Raw genomic sequence first — 16,468 nt, 5'->3', positions numbered from 1 at the left:
TGTGGACTCGCGGAGACCGACGGCAGCCACGAGGACTGCCGTCGTTCTTTGCTGATGGAGCCACCGCGCTACTGCGCGGAGTGCCGCCGACGGATGGTGGTGCAGGTCCACCCGATGGGGTGGACCGCCCGTTGCTCCGTCCACGGCACTCTCTCGTCTTAACGCACCGCGTCGGACGCTGCCACCACGTCGACGAGGCCGTGGCCCTTGTCGTACGACGTCGTGCCGCCGCCTCGGCTGTCCGTCTCGTACGCCGCGCCGTTGGTGTACTTGTGCGCCGTCGAGATCAGTGCGGCCTCGATCTGGGCCGGCGTGGCCGACGGGTTCGCCTGGAACAGCTGGGCGACGATCCCGGCGATGTGTGGCGCAGCCATCGACGTACCGCTGATGGTGTTGTAGTTGCCACCGTCCAGCGGAGCCAGACCGGTGGTGCAGATCGGCAGATAGATCCGGCAGGACGAGGTGATGTCCTCACCAGGTGCCGACAGGTCCGGGTAGGTGGCCTGGGTGCCGTTGAGGCCACGCGAGGAGAAGCTGGAGACCTGTCCGTCCCGCGTGCCGGTGGCAAGGTCGTAGTACGAGGCGACCGACAGGATGCCGCCGGTCGGATCCTGGCCGGGCGGGTTGGTCAGCGACGTGCTGCCGTCACCGCCGTCGTTGCCTGCTGCCCAGACTGTGACGACACCCTCAGCAGCAAGCGCACGCTGGAGTTTGACGGTGGCCGAGTTCGGGTCGAAGGCGCCGCCACCGGTCGGGCCGTACGAGTTGTTGGTGACCTTGATCGGCGGGCACTTGCTGGCCGGTACTGCGCTGCCGCAGGGTGCCGCATGGTTCTCCAGCACCCAGTTGAGCGCCGCGTCCGCGCCGACGATCAGCAGTGCGGCGCCGACCGAAACTGAGACGAGTGAAGCGCCCGGTGCGGCGCCCTGGAGCTTGGTGCCGTCGGCGAGAGTCACCTTGCGGCCGGCAACGATGCCGTTGACGTGGGTGCCGTGGCCGCCGACCGAGAGCAGGTCGGTGTCGAGCGAGCCGGCATCCACCGGCAGACAGAGCGTCTCCGACAGCGGGTCGCAGACGATCTTGAGGTTCTTCACCACGGCTGAGCTGCCGTCAGGCTTCTTGAAGAACGGGTGAGTCGGGTCGACACCGCTGTCGATCACCGCGACGCTCACGCCACTACCGTCCAGCGCCAGGCCGTTGGCCCCGGTCCGGGTGTCCGCGGCCTCCGCGCCGCGGGTGGCGAGATGCGAGGTCGACGTACTGATCTCGACCGGCTGGTTGCCCTCGAGGTAAGTGACGCCGGGCTGGGTGCGGGCGGCCAGGATCTGCGAGCGGGTGCCTTCGGCAACCACTACTCCAATCCGGTCGTACGACGAGAGCCGGTGCAGGCCGCTGGCCTCGACAGCGGCGTTGGCGGCAGCCAGATCGGTGCCGTGCACAAGGACTGTGGTTCGCTGCAGCAGGTTGAGCTGCTGACTCAGAAATCCTTGTACTGGTGCGGAATTCTGGGCCTGGGCATGGATCGGGGTACTGATCGTCAGTGCCAGCAGACTGACTGCGGCTGCGGCGATCAACGGGCGGGATCTGCGCATGAGTGCTCCTCACAAAGGCCTGACAACGTGGGCGGGTGACGGCCAGTAGCGATTGCTGGGCTCAATGTAAGCGGGCATGGCGGTCCGCGGAAGTGATTCGCGCAACGTCAGAACTATCAGATCGCAGTGATCTGCGATGCTTCGGAGATCACGGATTCGGGAGGCATAGTGGCACGGACGGTCGACGAGTGGCTGGAGCGCGACGCCCAGCTCCTCTGGCATCCGTACTCCTCGCTGAGCGAGCCCTCGCCGGTGCGGATGGTCCGTGGTGCGTCCGGTGTGCGCCTGCAGTTCGACGGTGGCGTTGAGGCGATCGACGCGATGTCCTCGTGGTGGAGCGTCATCCATGGCTACCGGCACCCGGTTCTGGATGCCGCACTGAAGAGCCAGGTGGACGATTTCAGCCATGTGATGTTCGGCGGGCTCACACACGAGCCTGCGATCCGGCTGGCCGAGCGACTGGTCGAGATCACGCCGGCGCCGCTTGAGCACGTGTTCTTCTGCGACTCCGGTTCGGTGTCGGTGGAGGTCGCGATCAAGTTGGCGCTGCAGTACCAGGTGGCCCGTGGGTACGTCGGGCGCACGCGCATGCTGACTGTGCGCGGCGGCTATCACGGTGACACCTTTGCGCCGATGAGTGTCTGTGATCCCGTGAACGGGATGCACTCGCTCTTCACGGGAGCCCTGCAGGAGCAGGTGTTCGGTCCGCAGCCACCGGCCGGATTCGACCGCCCTGCTGACGATCCGGAGCTCCAGGCCTGGGCAGCTGCGATGACTGCCATCGCTGCGGAGCAGGCTGGCTCAGTCGCCGCCATCGTGGTGGAGCCGATCCTGCAAGGCGCAGGTGGCATGTATGCCTACAGTCCGGCCTGTCTGCGCGTGCTGCGCGAGTTGGCCGATCAGTATGGCTTCCTGCTGATTCTCGACGAGATCGCCACCGGCTTCGGCCGGACCGGCACGCTCTTTGCCTCAGAGCACGCAGACGTCGACCCGGACATCCTGTGTGTCGGCAAGGCGTTGACCGGGGGCTACCTGAGCTTGGCCGCGACGCTCTGTACGGCGGAGGTCGCGCAAGCGGTTTCCAACGGCCCTGGTGGGGCCTTGATGCACGGGCCGACATTCATGGCCAATCCGCTGGCTTGCTCGGTCGCACTCGCATCAATCGACCTGTTGCTGTCTCAGGACTGGGCTGCGCGGGTGGCTGGGATTTCAGCTGGGCTGACGGCCGGTCTGGCGCCGGCTGCTGAGTTGCCGGCGGTGAAGGACGTTCGGGTGCTCGGTGCGGTCGGCGTGGTGCAGTTGGCTGGTCCGGTGGACATGGTGCGGATGACAGACGCCGTACTGCGGCGTGGTGTCTGGGTGCGCCCGTTCCGGGACCTCGTCTACACGATGCCGCCGTACGTGTGCACTGATGCGGAGATCGCCACCATCGCGTCCACGATCACGGATGCGGTGCGGGAGGTCGGCTGATGCTCGAGGAGTGGCTTGCGCCGAAGGCTGCCGCGCTGGAGACGCGTGGCCTGACCCGGCGGCTCCGGGCCCGGGCTGCCGACGAGGGCCTCATCGACCTGGCCGGCAACGACTATCTGGGCCTGGCCCGGGACCCTCGGGTCATTGAGGCCGCCGCTGAAGCAGTCTGCCGCTGGGGGACCGGCGCCACCGCCTCTCGCCTCGTCACCGGTACGACGACGCTGCACGAGGAGCTGGAGTCGCGTCTGGCGTCGTACGTCGGTCAGGCCGCCGGACTGGTGTTCTCGTCGGGCTATCTGGCCAACCTGGGTGTGGTGACCGCGCTAGGCGGCCCGGGGACGCTGCTGGTGACGGACGAGCACGTGCACGCGTCACTGATCGATGCGGCGCGGCTGGCTCGGTCGCGGGTGGAAGTCGTTCCACACAACGAGGTTGATGCAGTTGTGAAAGTGCTTGCTGAGCGCAACGAACCACATGCGGTACTGGCGACCGAGTCGGTCTTCAGTGTGCTCAGCGATGAGGCGCCACTGGTCGCGCTGGCTGAGGTCGCGGCGGCCCACGACGCCGTACTGCTGGTGGATGAGGCGCATGGGCTTGGGGTGACCGGTGCTGGCCATGGCTCGGTGCATGCGGCTGGGCTAGCCGGATTGGATCATGTGATCGTCACCATGACGCTGTCCAAGGCACTGGCCTCACAGGGCGGCGTCGTACTCGGTCCGGCGGTGTTGCGGGACCACCTGATCAACCGGTCCCGGCCGTTCATCTATGACACCGCACTGGCCCCGGCGTCCTGCGCTGCTGCCCTGGCCGCGCTGGAGGTGCTGGTGGCCGAGCCGGAGCGGCCTGCGGCCATCCACTTGGCCGCCGCGCGGCTGGCTGCGGCCGGTGGGGTTCCTGCGGCGGCAGGGGCGGTCGTTTCGGTCCCGATGCCCGGTCCGCGAGAGACTGTCCGGGCGGCGGAGATTTGCCGGGACAATGGCGTACTGGTCGGCAGTTTCCGGCCGCCGTCGGTCCCGGATGGCATCAGCCGGCTCCGGCTGACTGCCCAGGCCGGTCTGTCCGACGACGAGCTGGCCCGAGCCTGCGCCGTAATCAGTCAAGCCATCAGCGAGGTTTCATGATCACCATCGTCACCGGTACCGACACCGGCGTCGGCAAGACCGTCGCCACCGCCGCACTCGCCGTCCGCGCCGCCGTGCACGGCAAGGTCGCGGTCGTGAAGCCGGCCCAGACGGGCGTCGGCAAGGACGACCCTGCCGACCTGGACGACGTCAACCGCCTGACCGGCATCACCACCCTCTACGAAGGCGTCCGCCTCCGGGACCCGCTCGCGCCGACAACGGCCGCGCGTCGCGAGGGCGTTCCGCTGCCGACGGCCGAGGTGCACGCCAAGTCCGTCGACGGGCTCTCCGCGACCCACGAGAACGTGATCGTCGAGGGCGCCGGCGGTCTGCTCGTCGGTCTGGACGCCGACGGCGGGACGCTGATCGACCTGGCGAAGGCTTTGACCAAGCCGTTCACGTTCGTGGTCGTGACCCGCGCTGGGCTGGGCACGCTCAACCACACCGGTCTGACCGTCGAGGCGCTGCGGGCCCGCGGTCTGCCGGTCGACGGGCTGATCATCGGCTCCTGGCCGGAAGAGCCGGGTCTGGCCGAGCAGTGCAACCTAGAGGACCTTCCGGCCACCACAGGGCTGAAGGTGCTCGCCCGCATCCCCGCTGGTGCCGGTGCCTACGACCAGGAGACTTTCACGAAGGCTGTGCCCGGCTGGTTCGCGTGACCGGCTGCCCGGCCCGGTACGACGCCGAGCTGGGGTACTGGGTCGTCGACGACCCGGCGCAGGTGCGCGCGGTGATGCTGGACCCGGCCACCTTCCGGCCGGACAACGCCGTACTGGCTCACACGCCGTTGTCGGTGAAGGCACTCCGCGTGCTCTCTGCCGTCGGCTTCGCCCTGCCGCCGACGCTGGCGAACAACGGAGGAGAGTCGCACCGGGCGATCCGTGCTGCTGTTGCCCGTTTCTTCAGCCCAGCCCGGGTGGCCGCGATCGAGCCGCTGACTCGGTCGCTCCTGACCGCCAGGGTGGCTGCTGCTTCCGAACGGCTCGCTGCGGGCGAGCAGGTCGACCTGGTCGAGGCGATCGCCGCCGAGCCACCGGCACTCGTCGTACTGGAGTTGCTGGGGCTGACAGAGGTGCCTGTCGCCGAGCTGAAGGCCTGGAGCCTTGATTCGCTCGAGCTGTTCTGGGGTTGGCCGGATGCCGACCGGCAGCTGGAGCTGTCGCACAGCGCTGCCGCTTTCTACGCCTGGCTGCGGTCCCGGACGGCGGCGGCCCGGCGGACCGGTGGTGACGACCTATTGGGAGTCCTGGTCGGGCTGGGCCTCACCGACGAGGAGGTGTGTGCGGTTGGCTACTTCCTGTTGATCGCAGGCCAGGAGACGACCACTCAGCTGATCTCCACCGCGTTCCAGCGGGCTGTGGGCGGCGGTGTGGTGTCGGTGGACGACGTGCTGGCGGAGGCGTCGTCGGTGCCGACCTGGCGGCGGGTGACTGCCGGAGCGGTCGCTGTCGGTGCCGTCGAGCTGCCAGCCGACGCGCCTGTGCTGCTCGGCCTGAGCGGACACGGCGGTCCGGCTGACCTGGCGTTCGGTGTGGGGATTCACCGGTGCCTGGGAGCTGGTCTGGCCCGGCTGGAGGCCCGAGTGGCCCTGGAATGCGCGGGGGACCTGTTGAGCGCCGTACGGCTCGTCGAGGAGCCGCCGATGATCGATCTGCTGTCCTTCCGGGCGCCGAAGCGGCTGCTGGTTACAGCCTTGCTGAGCTGCACCGATACGCTTTGACGGTGGCTGAGCATGAGTTGGTCCTGGTTGTTGACTTCGGAGCGCAGTACGCGCAGCTGATCGCGCGGCGGGTGCGCGAGGCGAAGGTGTACTCCGAGATCGTGCCGCACTCGATGCCGGTCGAGGAGATGCTGGCGCGGCAGCCGAAGGCGATCATCCTGTCCGGCGGCCCCCAGTCGGTGTACGCCGAGGGCGCGCCGCGGGTCGACTCCGCGCTGTTCGACTCCGGAGTCGCCGCGTTCGGGATCTGCTACGGCTTCCAGGCGATGGCTCAGACGCTCGGTGGCGAGGTACGCCGTACCGGGCTGCGTGAGTTCGGCCGGACACCGGTGACCGTGAGTTCGGCCGGGACGCTGCTGGCCGGTATCCCGTCCGACCTGAACGTGTGGATGTCGCACGGTGACGCTGTGCACGCCCCGCCGGCCGGCTTCGACGTACTGGCTGCGTCCGAGGGCGCACCGGTCGCGGCGTTCGAGGATCTGGATCGGCAGCTGGCCGGTGTGCAGTGGCACCCGGAGGTGCTGCACTCGCAGGCCGGACAGGCCGTGCTGGAGCACTTCCTCTACGACATCGCCGGCTGTGTCGGTGACTGGACCACCACGAACGTTGTGGACGAGCAGATCGAGCTCATCCGCCAGCAGGTCGGTGACAAGCAGGTGCTGTGCGCGCTGTCCGGTGGTGTGGACTCCGCAGTGGCCGCAGCGCTGGTCAGCAAGGCCATCGGTGACCAGCTCACCTGTGTGTACGTCGACCACGGCCTGCAGCGCGCCGGTGAGTCCGACCAGATCGAGAAGGACTTCGTCGCCGCCACCGGGACCCGGCTGGAGGTCGTCGACGCGGAGGACCAGTTCCTCGGCGCACTGGCCGGTGTGACCGACCCGGAGCAGAAGCGCAAGATCGTCGGCCGCGAGTTCATCCGCACCTTCGAGGCCACCGCGCGCAAGCTCGACGCGGACCGGCACATCGAGTTCCTGGTCCAGGGCACGCTCTACCCGGACGTCGTCGAGTCCGGCGGTGGCGCGGGTACGTCGAACATCAAGTCGCACCACAACGTCGGCGGCCTGCCCGACGACCTGCAGTTCAGCCTGATCGAGCCGCTGCGGACGCTGTTCAAGGACGAGGTCCGTGAGCTGGGCATCGCCCTCGGCCTGCCCGAGACCCTGGTCTACCGGCACCCGTTCCCCGGTCCGGGCCTGAGCATCCGCATCATCGGTGAGGTCACCCGCGAGCGCCTCGACATCCTGCGCGCCGCCGACCTGATCGCCCGCACCGAGCTGACCGCAGCCGGCCTGGACCGCGAGATCTGGCAGTTCCCGGTCGTCCTGCTCGCCGACGTCCGTTCGGTCGGTGTCCAGGGCGACGGCCGCACCTACGGCCACCCGGTCGTCCTGCGCCCGGTCACCAGCGAGGACGCGATGACGGCCGACTGGGCCCGCCTCCCGTACGACGTGCTGGAGCGCATCTCGACCCGGATCACGAACGAGGTCGACGAGATCAACCGAGTCACCGTGGACATCACCAGCAAGCCCCCAGGCACCATCGAGTGGGAGTGACCCCGCCGCATCGAAGGCGGCGGGGCCGTTTCAAGCGTGGGTGATCAGGAGTTGCTGCTGTTGAGGCGGGTCTCCAGCGCGGCGGCGGCATCTGGGTTGCCGACGCCGCGGAGGCGGTCGACCAGCAGGTAGCCGGTGCGGTACCAGAGGTCGGTCTCGGGGGTCAGGGAGTTGAACAGGTCGTCGAGGGCCTTCTCGTCCTCGGTGCCGTGTTCGGCCAGCAGGAGCTGGGCGTTCAGGTACTGGTCCTCGTAGCCGCCTCGTTCGTAGAGGTCGGCGGCCTCGTCGGCGTGGGCGACCGCGGCGGTGCGGTCGCCGTGCTGAAGGTGGATCAGCGCCAGGTCCCAGTAGACGCCCGCAGTCTGGAAGATGACGTCCTGGTCCGCGGACGGCAGTGCTTCGAGGATCGGCTGGACCGAGCTGACCAGCTCGACAGCCCGCTCGTTGTCGCCGGTGTAGCGGGCGGACTGTGCGGCCAGCCGAATGGCTTGGACCTGCGAGAGTGCTGACTCGGCAGTGGCGAAGTGCTGGGCGGCGGCGAGGAAGACGTCGACCGCCTCCTCGTCACGGTCGAGCTGCTCGAGCAGGATGCCCTCGTCCTGGCGCAGCGTGCCCAGCCAGCCCGGGTGTGCGTCCGCAGGGACGTCGGCCAGCAGCTCACGGACCTTGGTGAGCGCTGACTCGTTCTCACCGAGCATCCGGTAGGAGTCGATCAGTACGCCGCGGGCGTCTGCCAGCGCGTCGTCGGTCAGCACCGACAGCGACTCTTCGGCAGATTCCGCAGCCTCCAGCGGCCGGCCGGTCAGCAGGTAGGCGCGGGCCAGCATCAGCTGCGAGTAGGCGATGTGCCCTTCCAGACCCGGTACGCCGGCTGCGAGGGCGACCGCTTCGATCAGGTCCTCGGCGGCTTCGGCGGGACGCTCCAGCTCCAGCCTGCTGCGTCCGCGCAGGTGGTGCGCGAACGACCGCTGAGTATCCTGCGGCGAGTCGAAGGCGACGACCAGTGCCGCGTCCGCCTCCTCGAAACGCTGCTCCTGCATCAGCAGGTTGGACAGCAGGATCGCAGTGCTAGCTGTGTGCTCAGGACGAGTGTGGGCCTTCCCGGGCCCGGTCAGAACCTCGATGGCATCGGTGAACCGACCTGACTGCGCGTAAATGATGCCCAGTGAGTCCCGCCAGGCGGCCTGGCGGTCCGGCTCGTCGTTCGCGATGAGCCAACGCAGCGGCTCCTCACCGGTGGCCAGGCCTTCGTCCAGCTGGCCCTGCTCACACAGCATCCGGCCGATGCGGGCCCGGGCACGCAGCATCCGGACCTCGTCGCCGATCTCGTCGTAGAGTGCCAGCGACTCACTCCAGGCGGTCAGCGCCACTTGCGGGTCGTCCGCACCGACCAGACCGCGACCGTCCAGCAGCCGCGCGCGGTCGAGCGTGGTCCACTCGCTCTCCGGTACCTCGCGCTCGAATGCCTCCCAGGCGGCCGTGGCCTCTGCACCGGCGAAGCTCCGCCAGGCTTCCTCGGCCCGGTCGAGCCACTCACGACCAGACGCCGGGGGACGCACGACCGGCTGCTCGACCTGCTCGGGTTGAGCGGTCTGGGCCTCCTTGCGCAGCTGAGCGCGCCGGGCAGTCTCCGACAGCGGCAGGTACTCGACCCAGGGCTCAGCCGTCAGCACCTGCTGGATCTGCTCGCTGCGATGCGTAGTGCCGTTACGGGCATCGAACTGTGCCGCCAGCTCCAGTGCACGAGCCGCATACCGCTCGGTCAGCGCACCGGCAGGCACAGCGTCCGCCTGCGGCTGCCGGATCTGCAGGTCGCTGTCCACCCGGCTCAGCGCCAGTGAGGCGGAGGCCGAGAATGCCATCTCCGCGTACGGCGAGGGCGGGTCGGCCAGCTCGGCTGCGTGCCGCTCGATCAGCTCGATCGCCTTGAGCTCGTTACCGGTCCGGGCCAGGAACTCGACGTGGTCCGCGTGCTCGCTCAGCTCACCGACCCGGTTCCGCAGCAGGCGGTAAGCCTTGCGGTGCGCGTCGACCGCCTCGTCATACATGCCTTCGGCAACATAAGCCGGGAGGAGTGCGGTGAGCATCTGCTGAGGCTGTTCGGCGCAGGTGAGCTGACCGTCCAGCACGTTCACGGCCAGCGCCACGGCGTCCGCCGTACGGCCGACTGACGTCAGGTGGTGCACCTTCGACGTCGGGTCGCAGCCGACGCAGTCCGAAAGATCGTCACGTGGTGCGGTCGACCACAGGCGGAACTGCTCGGCCGCGGTCTCCGTGTCGCCGATGTGGTGCGCGACCAGCCAGCGGTGCTGGTGGACGGCGTGCATGCTGTGCCCGCTGAGCCGCCACCGCTGCTCCATATCGTCCAGTACGGCGTACGCGCGATCCAGCGGCACCTCGGGGAACTTGCTGAGGGTGCTGGGCACGTACTTGTAGCACCAGTGGAACAGGTGTGAGTACTCGCGATACTTGTCCGGCTCCGCGTCCCAGTCCGCCACGCAGCGAGCGAACGGAACCAGTGACTTCCGCGGCTCGCCACCCATCACGTACGCCGTGACGAGGGACAGGCGGCTGTAGAACGCCAGGTCTGATTCACCCGCCGCGTCAGCTCGCCGGACGACGTCCTCGAGCAGAGCGGACCGGACTTTCCCGTACGGCGCACCCTCGGCGCGCTGGAGCAGGTCGATGAGTTCCGAGTTCATGGCGTCGGGTCCTTCGGCGTGGGGACGGCCTGGTCGAGCAGGCCGAGGAAAGAGCGGTTCACAAGAGCGGAGTCCGCAGGGGTGATCGGGTGGTAGCCGAGCATCAACGCGTGCCCGTACAACCCTTCCACCGCGAGTTGGGTCAGCTCAGGATCGTTGAGTGACGCCATCCGCCGTACCAGCGGGCTGCGGTAGTTCAGGACGAGCTGTGGGCGACTGTCGTCCTGGGTGTCGAGTGCACCGAGCACCTCGGACCAGAGCGCGTCGGCTCGGTCCTTGGTAGCGCGGAGCTCGCTGGCGAACTGCGCTGACCGGTCGACGAGATAGAGCGCGGGCAGTCCGGCCGGCTCGAAGGCCCGGAGGACCACCTCACAGCCGACCGGGTCCAGTGCGTCCTGTGCCAGCTGGACGAACGGCCGCAGCCGCAGCTCGGTGTCCGGGTCCAGGCTGTCGAAGCTAGTGCTCAGCTCGGTCGGGTCGAACCGGCTGGTGCTCAGGCCAGGGACCACCTCCGGAAGCCGAGCGAGCAGCTCGCTGTCGTAGGTGTAGCCGCCGTTCACCACGGTGATCTGCTGCGCGGCCGCGACCGCTGCGAGCTGACGGAACTCTTCGACCGTGGTGACGTACCGGATCTGGCTGGTGCGCTGCTGCAGCTCAGCAGTGGTCATCCGGCCGTGGTTGGTCTCGAACCGCAGCCAGCGGTGGACGAGCTGAAGCATCTCGTCGTCGTGCAGCGCCAGCGCCTTCACACCCAGCTGATGGATGCCGAGGAACCGGTCCAGCTTGCCGGGGTCGGTGTTGCCGAGCCGGACCAGCCAGCCGCGCAGCTGGTCGCCCAGCGCGTCCCGGGTGGCCTCCAGGGTGCCGTCGTCGAACAGCGCCTCCCGGCTGGCCGTGGGGCGCAGCTCGGAGGTGTCGATGACCGCTCGGACGAAGAACGCCCAGTCCGGCAGCAGGCCCTCGACGTTCTCCGCGAGCAGCATCCGCTTCAGGTACACGCGATGGGTCGCGCGCTCGGCAGGGTTCGCGGCGAACGGCAGCACGAACGCCACACCGGTGAGCCCGGTGGCCGGATTGTTCAGGTGGATCACGTCGAACGGGGTGAAACCGAGCTTGTCCTGCGCATAGCCGACCAGCTCGGCCCGCTGCAGCGCACCGGTGTTCTCCCAGGGCGCCTTGCCGTCGGTCACCTGCTCACCGTTGACCCGGATCTCGATCGGCAGCAATGCGCCGAACAGTCGGATCAGCTCGACCACAGTGGCGTGTTTGTACCACTGCTCGGCACCACGCCGAGCCTTCAGCGTCACCGTCGTACCGGTCTCGGAGCGGTCCGCCGTGGCTGCGAGCTCGTAGCGGCCGTCCGCCGTACCGATCCAGCGCGTGGCCGGGCCACCGGACGGCTGGGTGACGACCTCGATCTCGTCGGCGACCATGAAGGCCGAGAGCAGTCCGATGCCGAACTGCCCGAGGAACTCCGAGCGGGCGAACCCGATCTCGTCCCGCTTCGAGCTACGGCCGATGGTGGCCAGCAGTTCGCGCACCTGCTCCGGCAGCAGGCCGATGCCGGTGTCGGCGATGCTCAGGACACCGTCCGTCACCTGGACGTCGATCCGCCGCGGTGCCTCCGCCTCGCCGGCTTGACGCGCCGTGATCGCGTCCACGGCGTTCTGCAACAGCTCCCGCAGGTAAACCCGCGGGCTGCTGTACAGATGGTTGCTCAGCAGGTCGACGATGCCTTGGAGGTCGACCTGGAAGTTCTCACTCACCCCAAACCCCCTTGTTCGCCGCCAACCTACCCAATCGGCAGTTCGCGCCGTACTTTTGAGATTGTCCGGGGGAGGACGTTATGGCCTTGACGGTGGGGACCTTCAATCTCAACAACCTGTTCGACCGCTGGAACTTCACCGGCGCGCTCGACGTACTGGCACAGGGCAGCAGCACGGTGCCGGCCACCTACACGTTCGACGACGAGCATCGTCGCCGGCTGCAACTGGACGGCCACGGGAAGCTGCTGGTGTCCAAGAAGCCGGAGGACACCGACCGGGTGGCCGAACGGCTGCTGACGGCCGATGTGGACGTCTGGGTGGTGCAGGAGGTCGAGAACGTCGACGTGCTGCGGGAGTTCAACCGGGAGCATCTGAACGGCGCGTACCAGCACGTGATGGTGATCGACGGCAACGACGCGACCCGGTTCATCGACATCGGGATCCTGTCCCGGCGGCCGATCGGCGGTGTGACGAGCTACCAGCGGACGTTCCATCCGGACGTGCCGAGCAGGCCGATCTTCTCGCGCGACCTGGTCGAGGTGGAGATCCTGGACGCGCGCGGGCGCAAGGCGCTGACGGTGTTCGGGACGCACCTGAAGTCGAAGTTCGTCGACTTCACCGTGGAGAACCCGGTGGAGGCCGCGGCCGAGGCAGAGCTGCTGCGCACCCGGCAGGCCGACACCATCGTGCGGATCATGGCGGCCCGGATGAGCAGCCGGCAGCGGTACCTGCTGTGTGGGGACATGAACGACACTCCGGACTCACCCGCGCTCGCGGCGTACGCACGGTCGGGACTGGTCAACGCGCTCACCGCACCGACCGAGATCGGCGCTGTGAAGACCACAGTCGAGCTGCCGGCCAGTCCGGCGTGGACGTCGACGTTCAAGGCCGCACGGCAGCCACGGTCGTTCGATCTGATCGACCAGATCTGGCTGTCGCCGGCGCTGGTGCCGCGGCTGCAGGGTGCGTTCATCGGCCGGCGGAAGAAGCTGGCGCGGGACGGTACCGACCATGACCCGGCCTGGATCGCACTGGATATCTAGGAGCCGATGCCGTCGAGCAGACGGTCGAGGCCGTAGCGGTACGACTCCGCGGCGACCTCGTTCGAGCCTGCGGTGAAGCCACCGGCGTTCCAGATCGCTGTCATCGCCGGGTGCCGCTCGACATCGAAGTACGTCTCCCACAGGTCGGAGCGGTCGATCCACCACGAGTCGTGGCTCTGACCGCTGGCGCGCTCGATCAGCTGGCTCTCCGCCTCCAGACTGGCCGCAGAGTCGACGTACGTCGAGATGGCCAGCGCAGCGGTGTTCGTATCGCGCGGTGTGAGGTTCAGAGTGCTCACGACGGAGAGCAGGTACTCGCGGCCTGCCAGCAGCCCCGGTCCGGCGGGTGGGCGGATGGGGGAGACCTGTGACAGCCAGGGGTGCCGACGGAACATCAGCTGGGTCTGGCTGGAGTAGATCTCGACCTGAGCGCGCCAGTCGGCCGGACGGGGATCACCGGGGCCGGGGAGCTCTCGTTCACCGAGCACCTGGTCGACCATGAGCTCCAGGAGCTCGTCCTTGGACGGGACATAGGTGTAGAGCGTCATGGTGCCGACGCCGAGCTCTTTGGCCACGCCGCCCATGGAGGCTGCGGCCAGGCCGTCGCTGTCGGCCAGCCGGATCCCGGTGGCGATCACCTCGTTCACATCCAGCGACGGACGCCGGCCGGCGCCCTTGGCCGCGGCCGGGAGCGGGCGGTGGTTGCGCCAGAGCAGCGCAAGCGTGCGATCGACCGTCACAGAGGCAACCATAGGCGCTGATTTGAATTCTCGTATACCCTACGAGAATTGCTCCGAGTGTGAGGGGAACGATGTGACGATCTTGGTGACCGGCGCGACGGCGAGCGTCGGACGGCTCCTGGTGGACGAGTTGGTGGCTGCTGGTGCGCCGGTGCGGGCGCTGACGAACAAGCCGGCCCGGGCTGCGCTCCCGGCGGGTGTTGAGGTCGCGCAGGGGTACCTCGGTCGGCCGGAGTCGCTGCCTGCGGCACTCCAGGGGATCGACATGGTCTACCTGGCGCCGCTCCCGGCGTACGTGGATGACTTCGTGCGGTGTGCGCGCGAGGCCGGCGTACGGCGAGTTGTCGTGCTCTCGGGGGAGCCGGCCGACTATGAGGCGCAGGGGGATCCGGAGAGCTGGCACTACTACCGGTTGGAGCGGGCGATCGAGGAGGCCGGTTTCGAGTGGACCTTCCTGCGGCCTGGGCAGTTCATGAACAACACGCTCGACTGGGCCCCGTCGATCAAGGCGGAGGGAGTCGTGCGAGCGCCGTACGCCGATGCGGTGCAGACGCCGATCGATCTGGTTGATATCGCCGCCGTGGCTCGAGTCGTGCTGCTGGATGAGAGCTTCACTGGCCAGAAGCTGGTGATGAGTGGGCCGGAGGCGCTCACGCAACCCCAGGAGGTCGAGCACATCGCGGCCGCGATCGGTCGGCCGGTGAAGTTCGAGGAGCTGGCGCCGCAGGAGTATCTCGATCAGTTGGCGCCGGTGATCGGGCTCGAGACCGCGCAATGGTTGCTGGACGGGTTCCGGATGATGGCCGAGCATCCGATGACGCCGGAGGCGACGGTCGCCGAACTGACCGGTCGGCCGGCGACGCCGTACCGGGATTGGGCGGTGCGGAACGCGGCGGTCTTCAGCTGACTTGCTTCGCGGTAGAACATGTGTTCGACTGTGGTGCATGAGATGGGCCGGTCAGCAACTCGACGCGGAGGCCCCCGGGGCGTTGCCGGGGCTCGGATCGATCGCGGGCCTGGTGCGGTCGGTGACGACGCCGGAGTTTCGCGGGGTGACTTTCCATGAGGTGGTCGCGCGGTCGGCGCTGAATTCGGTGCCCGGTGGTGGGTTGCCGTTCAACTGGACGGTCAATCCGTATCGCGGCTGCACGCATGCCTGCCGGTACTGCTTCGCCCGGCCGACGCACAAGTATCTCGAGCTCGATCAAGGGCTCGACTTCGATCGGCAGATCGTCGTGAAGACGAACGTGGCCGACGTGTTGCGGCGGGAGCTGGCGCGGCCGTCCTGGGGGCACGAACAGGTTGCCTTGGGCACCAATACCGATCCGTACCAGCGGGCCGAGGGGCGGTATCAGTTGATGCCGGGGATCATCGGCGCACTGGCCTCCTCGGGCACACCGCTGTCGGTGCTCACCAAGGGGACGCTGCTGCGTCGTGACCTCGAGTTGTTGGTGGCTGCGGCAGCCGAGGTGCCGGTCGGGATCGGGGTGTCGCTGGCGCTCGGGGACGAGGAGTTGCGGCGGCGGCTCGAGCCCGGCGTACCGTCTGTGCGTGGTCGGCTCGAGCTCATTCGTTCGGTGAGTGAGGTAGGGCTGCCGTGTGGGGTCATGGTCGCGCCGGTGCTGCCCTGGCTAACCGACTCGGCCGACCAGCTCGACCACCTCTTCGGTGAGCTCGCAGCCGCCGGTGCAACCGGAGTCACCACACTCGTCCTGCACCTCCGCCCCGGCGTGAAGGACTGGTTCATGCAATGGCTCGCCCACGATCACCCCGAGTTGGTCGGCCGCTACGAATCCCTCTACGCCCGCGGCTCGAACGCCGCCCCCAGCTACCGCACCGCCTTCGAGCAGAAGGTCCGCCCCCTCCTCGAAAAACACGGCTTCGGCCGCCGCTCCCGCCACCGCTCCACCAACAACCCGTACGGCGTAGTCGACGCCGCCGGCCCCACCTCAGCCTCCGGCTGGGGCGAAACCGCCGACCCAAACCAACGCTCCCGCCCACCTACCCGCACCCAAACCCCCGCCCAAGACCCCCTGTTCTAACCCCACCACCCGAGCCCCTTGCCCGATCGGGCTCAATTCGGGGTTTTGGGCGGTGCCGGGGGATACGGTCGCGACATGGCGGCCATAGAAGCTATCGAGCTGGAGATCTTCGGCAGGACGGTAAGGGTGAGCAATCCATGACGGTGATCGTCAGGCCGGCGCAGGTGGGTGATGCCGACGCGATGGGCCGGGTGTTCGTCGACTCGTTCCAGGCCGGGCACCGGGGGCAGGTCCCGGAGAACGTGCTGCAGTCCAGGACGTACGAGTCGTCAGCCGCCGCGTGGCGACGGGACTTGGCCGCGCCCACGCCCGGCGAGTACATCTCGGTCGCGTCCAGCGGCGGCGAGGTGGTCGGGCTCGCGATGGTCGGCCCGCCGCATCCCTGGGTGGACGATGACACCGCCCGGAGCGAGGTCCCGACGGCCGAATGCTGGGCCCTTTACGTCGATCCGTCCCGCCAGCGGGAGGGAATCGGCCGCCTGCTGATCGGCGACTTCTCCCGTCACCTGGCCGGCGAGGGGATCAGCCGCCTGCTGGTGGGCGTGCTCACCGCCAACGCACCGGCCCGGGCCTTCTACGAATCCCTCGGTGCCGTGCTGATCGGCAGCCGCTCGAACCTTGACGAGGACCAGACCTTCCCCGAGTCCGTCTACGTCTGGCCCGACCTCCCCGCCCTAGGTCTATAGAGGGCACCAGCCCTGCTCCCAGCAAGCCGCTCG

The 16,468-nt window shown here is 68.4% G+C and carries 13 protein-coding genes; 9 read left to right on the top strand and 4 right to left on the bottom strand.

The annotated features are described in order from the left end of the window. Positions 1-158: 158 nt before the first annotated feature. Positions 159-1,592 (bottom strand): S8 family peptidase, encoded by a 1,434-nt coding sequence (locus OG474_RS10395; protein WP_405062045.1) that lies wholly within the window; start codon positions 1,590-1,592, stop codon positions 159-161. A gap of 168 nt (positions 1,593-1,760) precedes the next feature. Here OG474_RS10395 and OG474_RS10390 point away from each other — a divergent pair, with 168 nt between their 5' ends. From OG474_RS10390 to guaA, 5 genes are read left to right on the top strand one after another with little or no spacing between them, the layout of a single operon-like run. Beyond that, positions 1,761-3,062: an adenosylmethionine--8-amino-7-oxononanoate transaminase gene (locus tag OG474_RS10390; RefSeq protein WP_405062044.1), complete on the top strand. Its 1,302-nt coding sequence runs from the start codon at positions 1,761-1,763 to the stop codon at positions 3,060-3,062. Then, positions 3,062-4,183, top strand: coding sequence for an 8-amino-7-oxononanoate synthase (locus tag OG474_RS10385; protein WP_405062043.1), 1,122 nt, complete (start codon positions 3,062-3,064; stop codon positions 4,181-4,183). The genes OG474_RS10390 and OG474_RS10385 overlap by 1 nt, the downstream gene beginning before the upstream one ends. Then, entirely contained in the window at positions 4,180-4,842 is a 663-nt protein-coding gene (gene bioD, locus OG474_RS10380) for a dethiobiotin synthase (protein ID WP_405062042.1), read from the top strand. Before OG474_RS10385 ends, bioD begins: the two co-directional genes overlap by 4 nt. Next, positions 4,839-5,903: a hypothetical protein gene (locus OG474_RS10375; protein ID WP_405062041.1), complete on the top strand. Its 1,065-nt coding sequence runs from the start codon at positions 4,839-4,841 to the stop codon at positions 5,901-5,903. The genes bioD and OG474_RS10375 overlap by 4 nt, the downstream gene beginning before the upstream one ends. 2 nt (positions 5,904-5,905) lie before the next feature. Next, positions 5,906-7,456 (top strand): glutamine-hydrolyzing GMP synthase, encoded by a 1,551-nt coding sequence (gene guaA, locus OG474_RS10370; RefSeq protein ID WP_405062040.1) that lies wholly within the window; start codon positions 5,906-5,908, stop codon positions 7,454-7,456. Positions 7,457-7,500: 44 nt separating this feature from the next. Here guaA and OG474_RS10365 read toward each other — a convergent pair whose 3' ends face one another. Beyond that, positions 7,501-10,158 (bottom strand): hypothetical protein, encoded by a 2,658-nt coding sequence (locus tag OG474_RS10365; RefSeq protein ID WP_405062039.1) that lies wholly within the window; start codon positions 10,156-10,158, stop codon positions 7,501-7,503. After that, positions 10,155-11,924 carry an HSP90 family protein gene (locus OG474_RS10360; protein ID WP_405062038.1) on the bottom strand — a complete coding sequence of 590 codons (1,770 nt, stop codon included), beginning with the start codon at positions 11,922-11,924 and terminating at the stop codon, positions 10,155-10,157. Before OG474_RS10360 ends, OG474_RS10365 begins: the two co-directional genes overlap by 4 nt. Before the next feature lie 80 nt (positions 11,925-12,004). On the opposite strand from OG474_RS10360, the gene OG474_RS10355 reads away from it, so the two are divergent. Continuing rightward, positions 12,005-12,967, top strand: a complete 963-nt coding sequence (locus OG474_RS10355; protein WP_405062037.1) for an endonuclease/exonuclease/phosphatase family protein — start codon at positions 12,005-12,007, stop codon at positions 12,965-12,967. Here the strand turns inward: OG474_RS10355 and OG474_RS10350 are convergent. Further along, positions 12,964-13,707, bottom strand: a complete 744-nt coding sequence (locus OG474_RS10350) for a TetR/AcrR family transcriptional regulator (protein ID WP_405062036.1) — start codon at positions 13,705-13,707, stop codon at positions 12,964-12,966. The genes OG474_RS10355 and OG474_RS10350 overlap by 4 nt on opposite strands. A 73-nt stretch (positions 13,708-13,780) precedes the next feature. On the opposite strand from OG474_RS10350, the gene OG474_RS10345 reads away from it, so the two are divergent. From OG474_RS10345 to OG474_RS10335, 3 genes are all read left to right on the top strand, one after another. Beyond that, complete coding sequence (locus OG474_RS10345; protein WP_405062035.1) at positions 13,781-14,614, top strand: NAD(P)H-binding protein; 834 nt, start codon at positions 13,781-13,783, stop codon at positions 14,612-14,614. Positions 14,615-14,651: 37 nt separating this feature from the next. Beyond that, the gene (locus OG474_RS10340; RefSeq protein ID WP_405062034.1) at positions 14,652-15,749 is read left to right on the top strand and encodes an Rv2578c family radical SAM protein; all 1,098 of its coding nucleotides are present in this window, start codon (positions 14,652-14,654) and stop codon (positions 15,747-15,749) included. 137 nt (positions 15,750-15,886) lie between these two features. Further along, positions 15,887-16,435, top strand: a complete 549-nt coding sequence (locus tag OG474_RS10335; RefSeq protein WP_405062033.1) for a GNAT family N-acetyltransferase — start codon at positions 15,887-15,889, stop codon at positions 16,433-16,435. The last annotated feature ends 33 nt before the right edge of the window (positions 16,436-16,468 follow it).

Origin of the sequence: Kribbella sp. NBC_01505, assembly GCF_045040285.1 — a bacterium.
Taxonomy (GTDB): Bacteria; Actinomycetota; Actinomycetes; order Propionibacteriales; family Kribbellaceae; genus Kribbella.
This window is presented reverse-complemented; position numbering and strand designations above follow the sequence as displayed.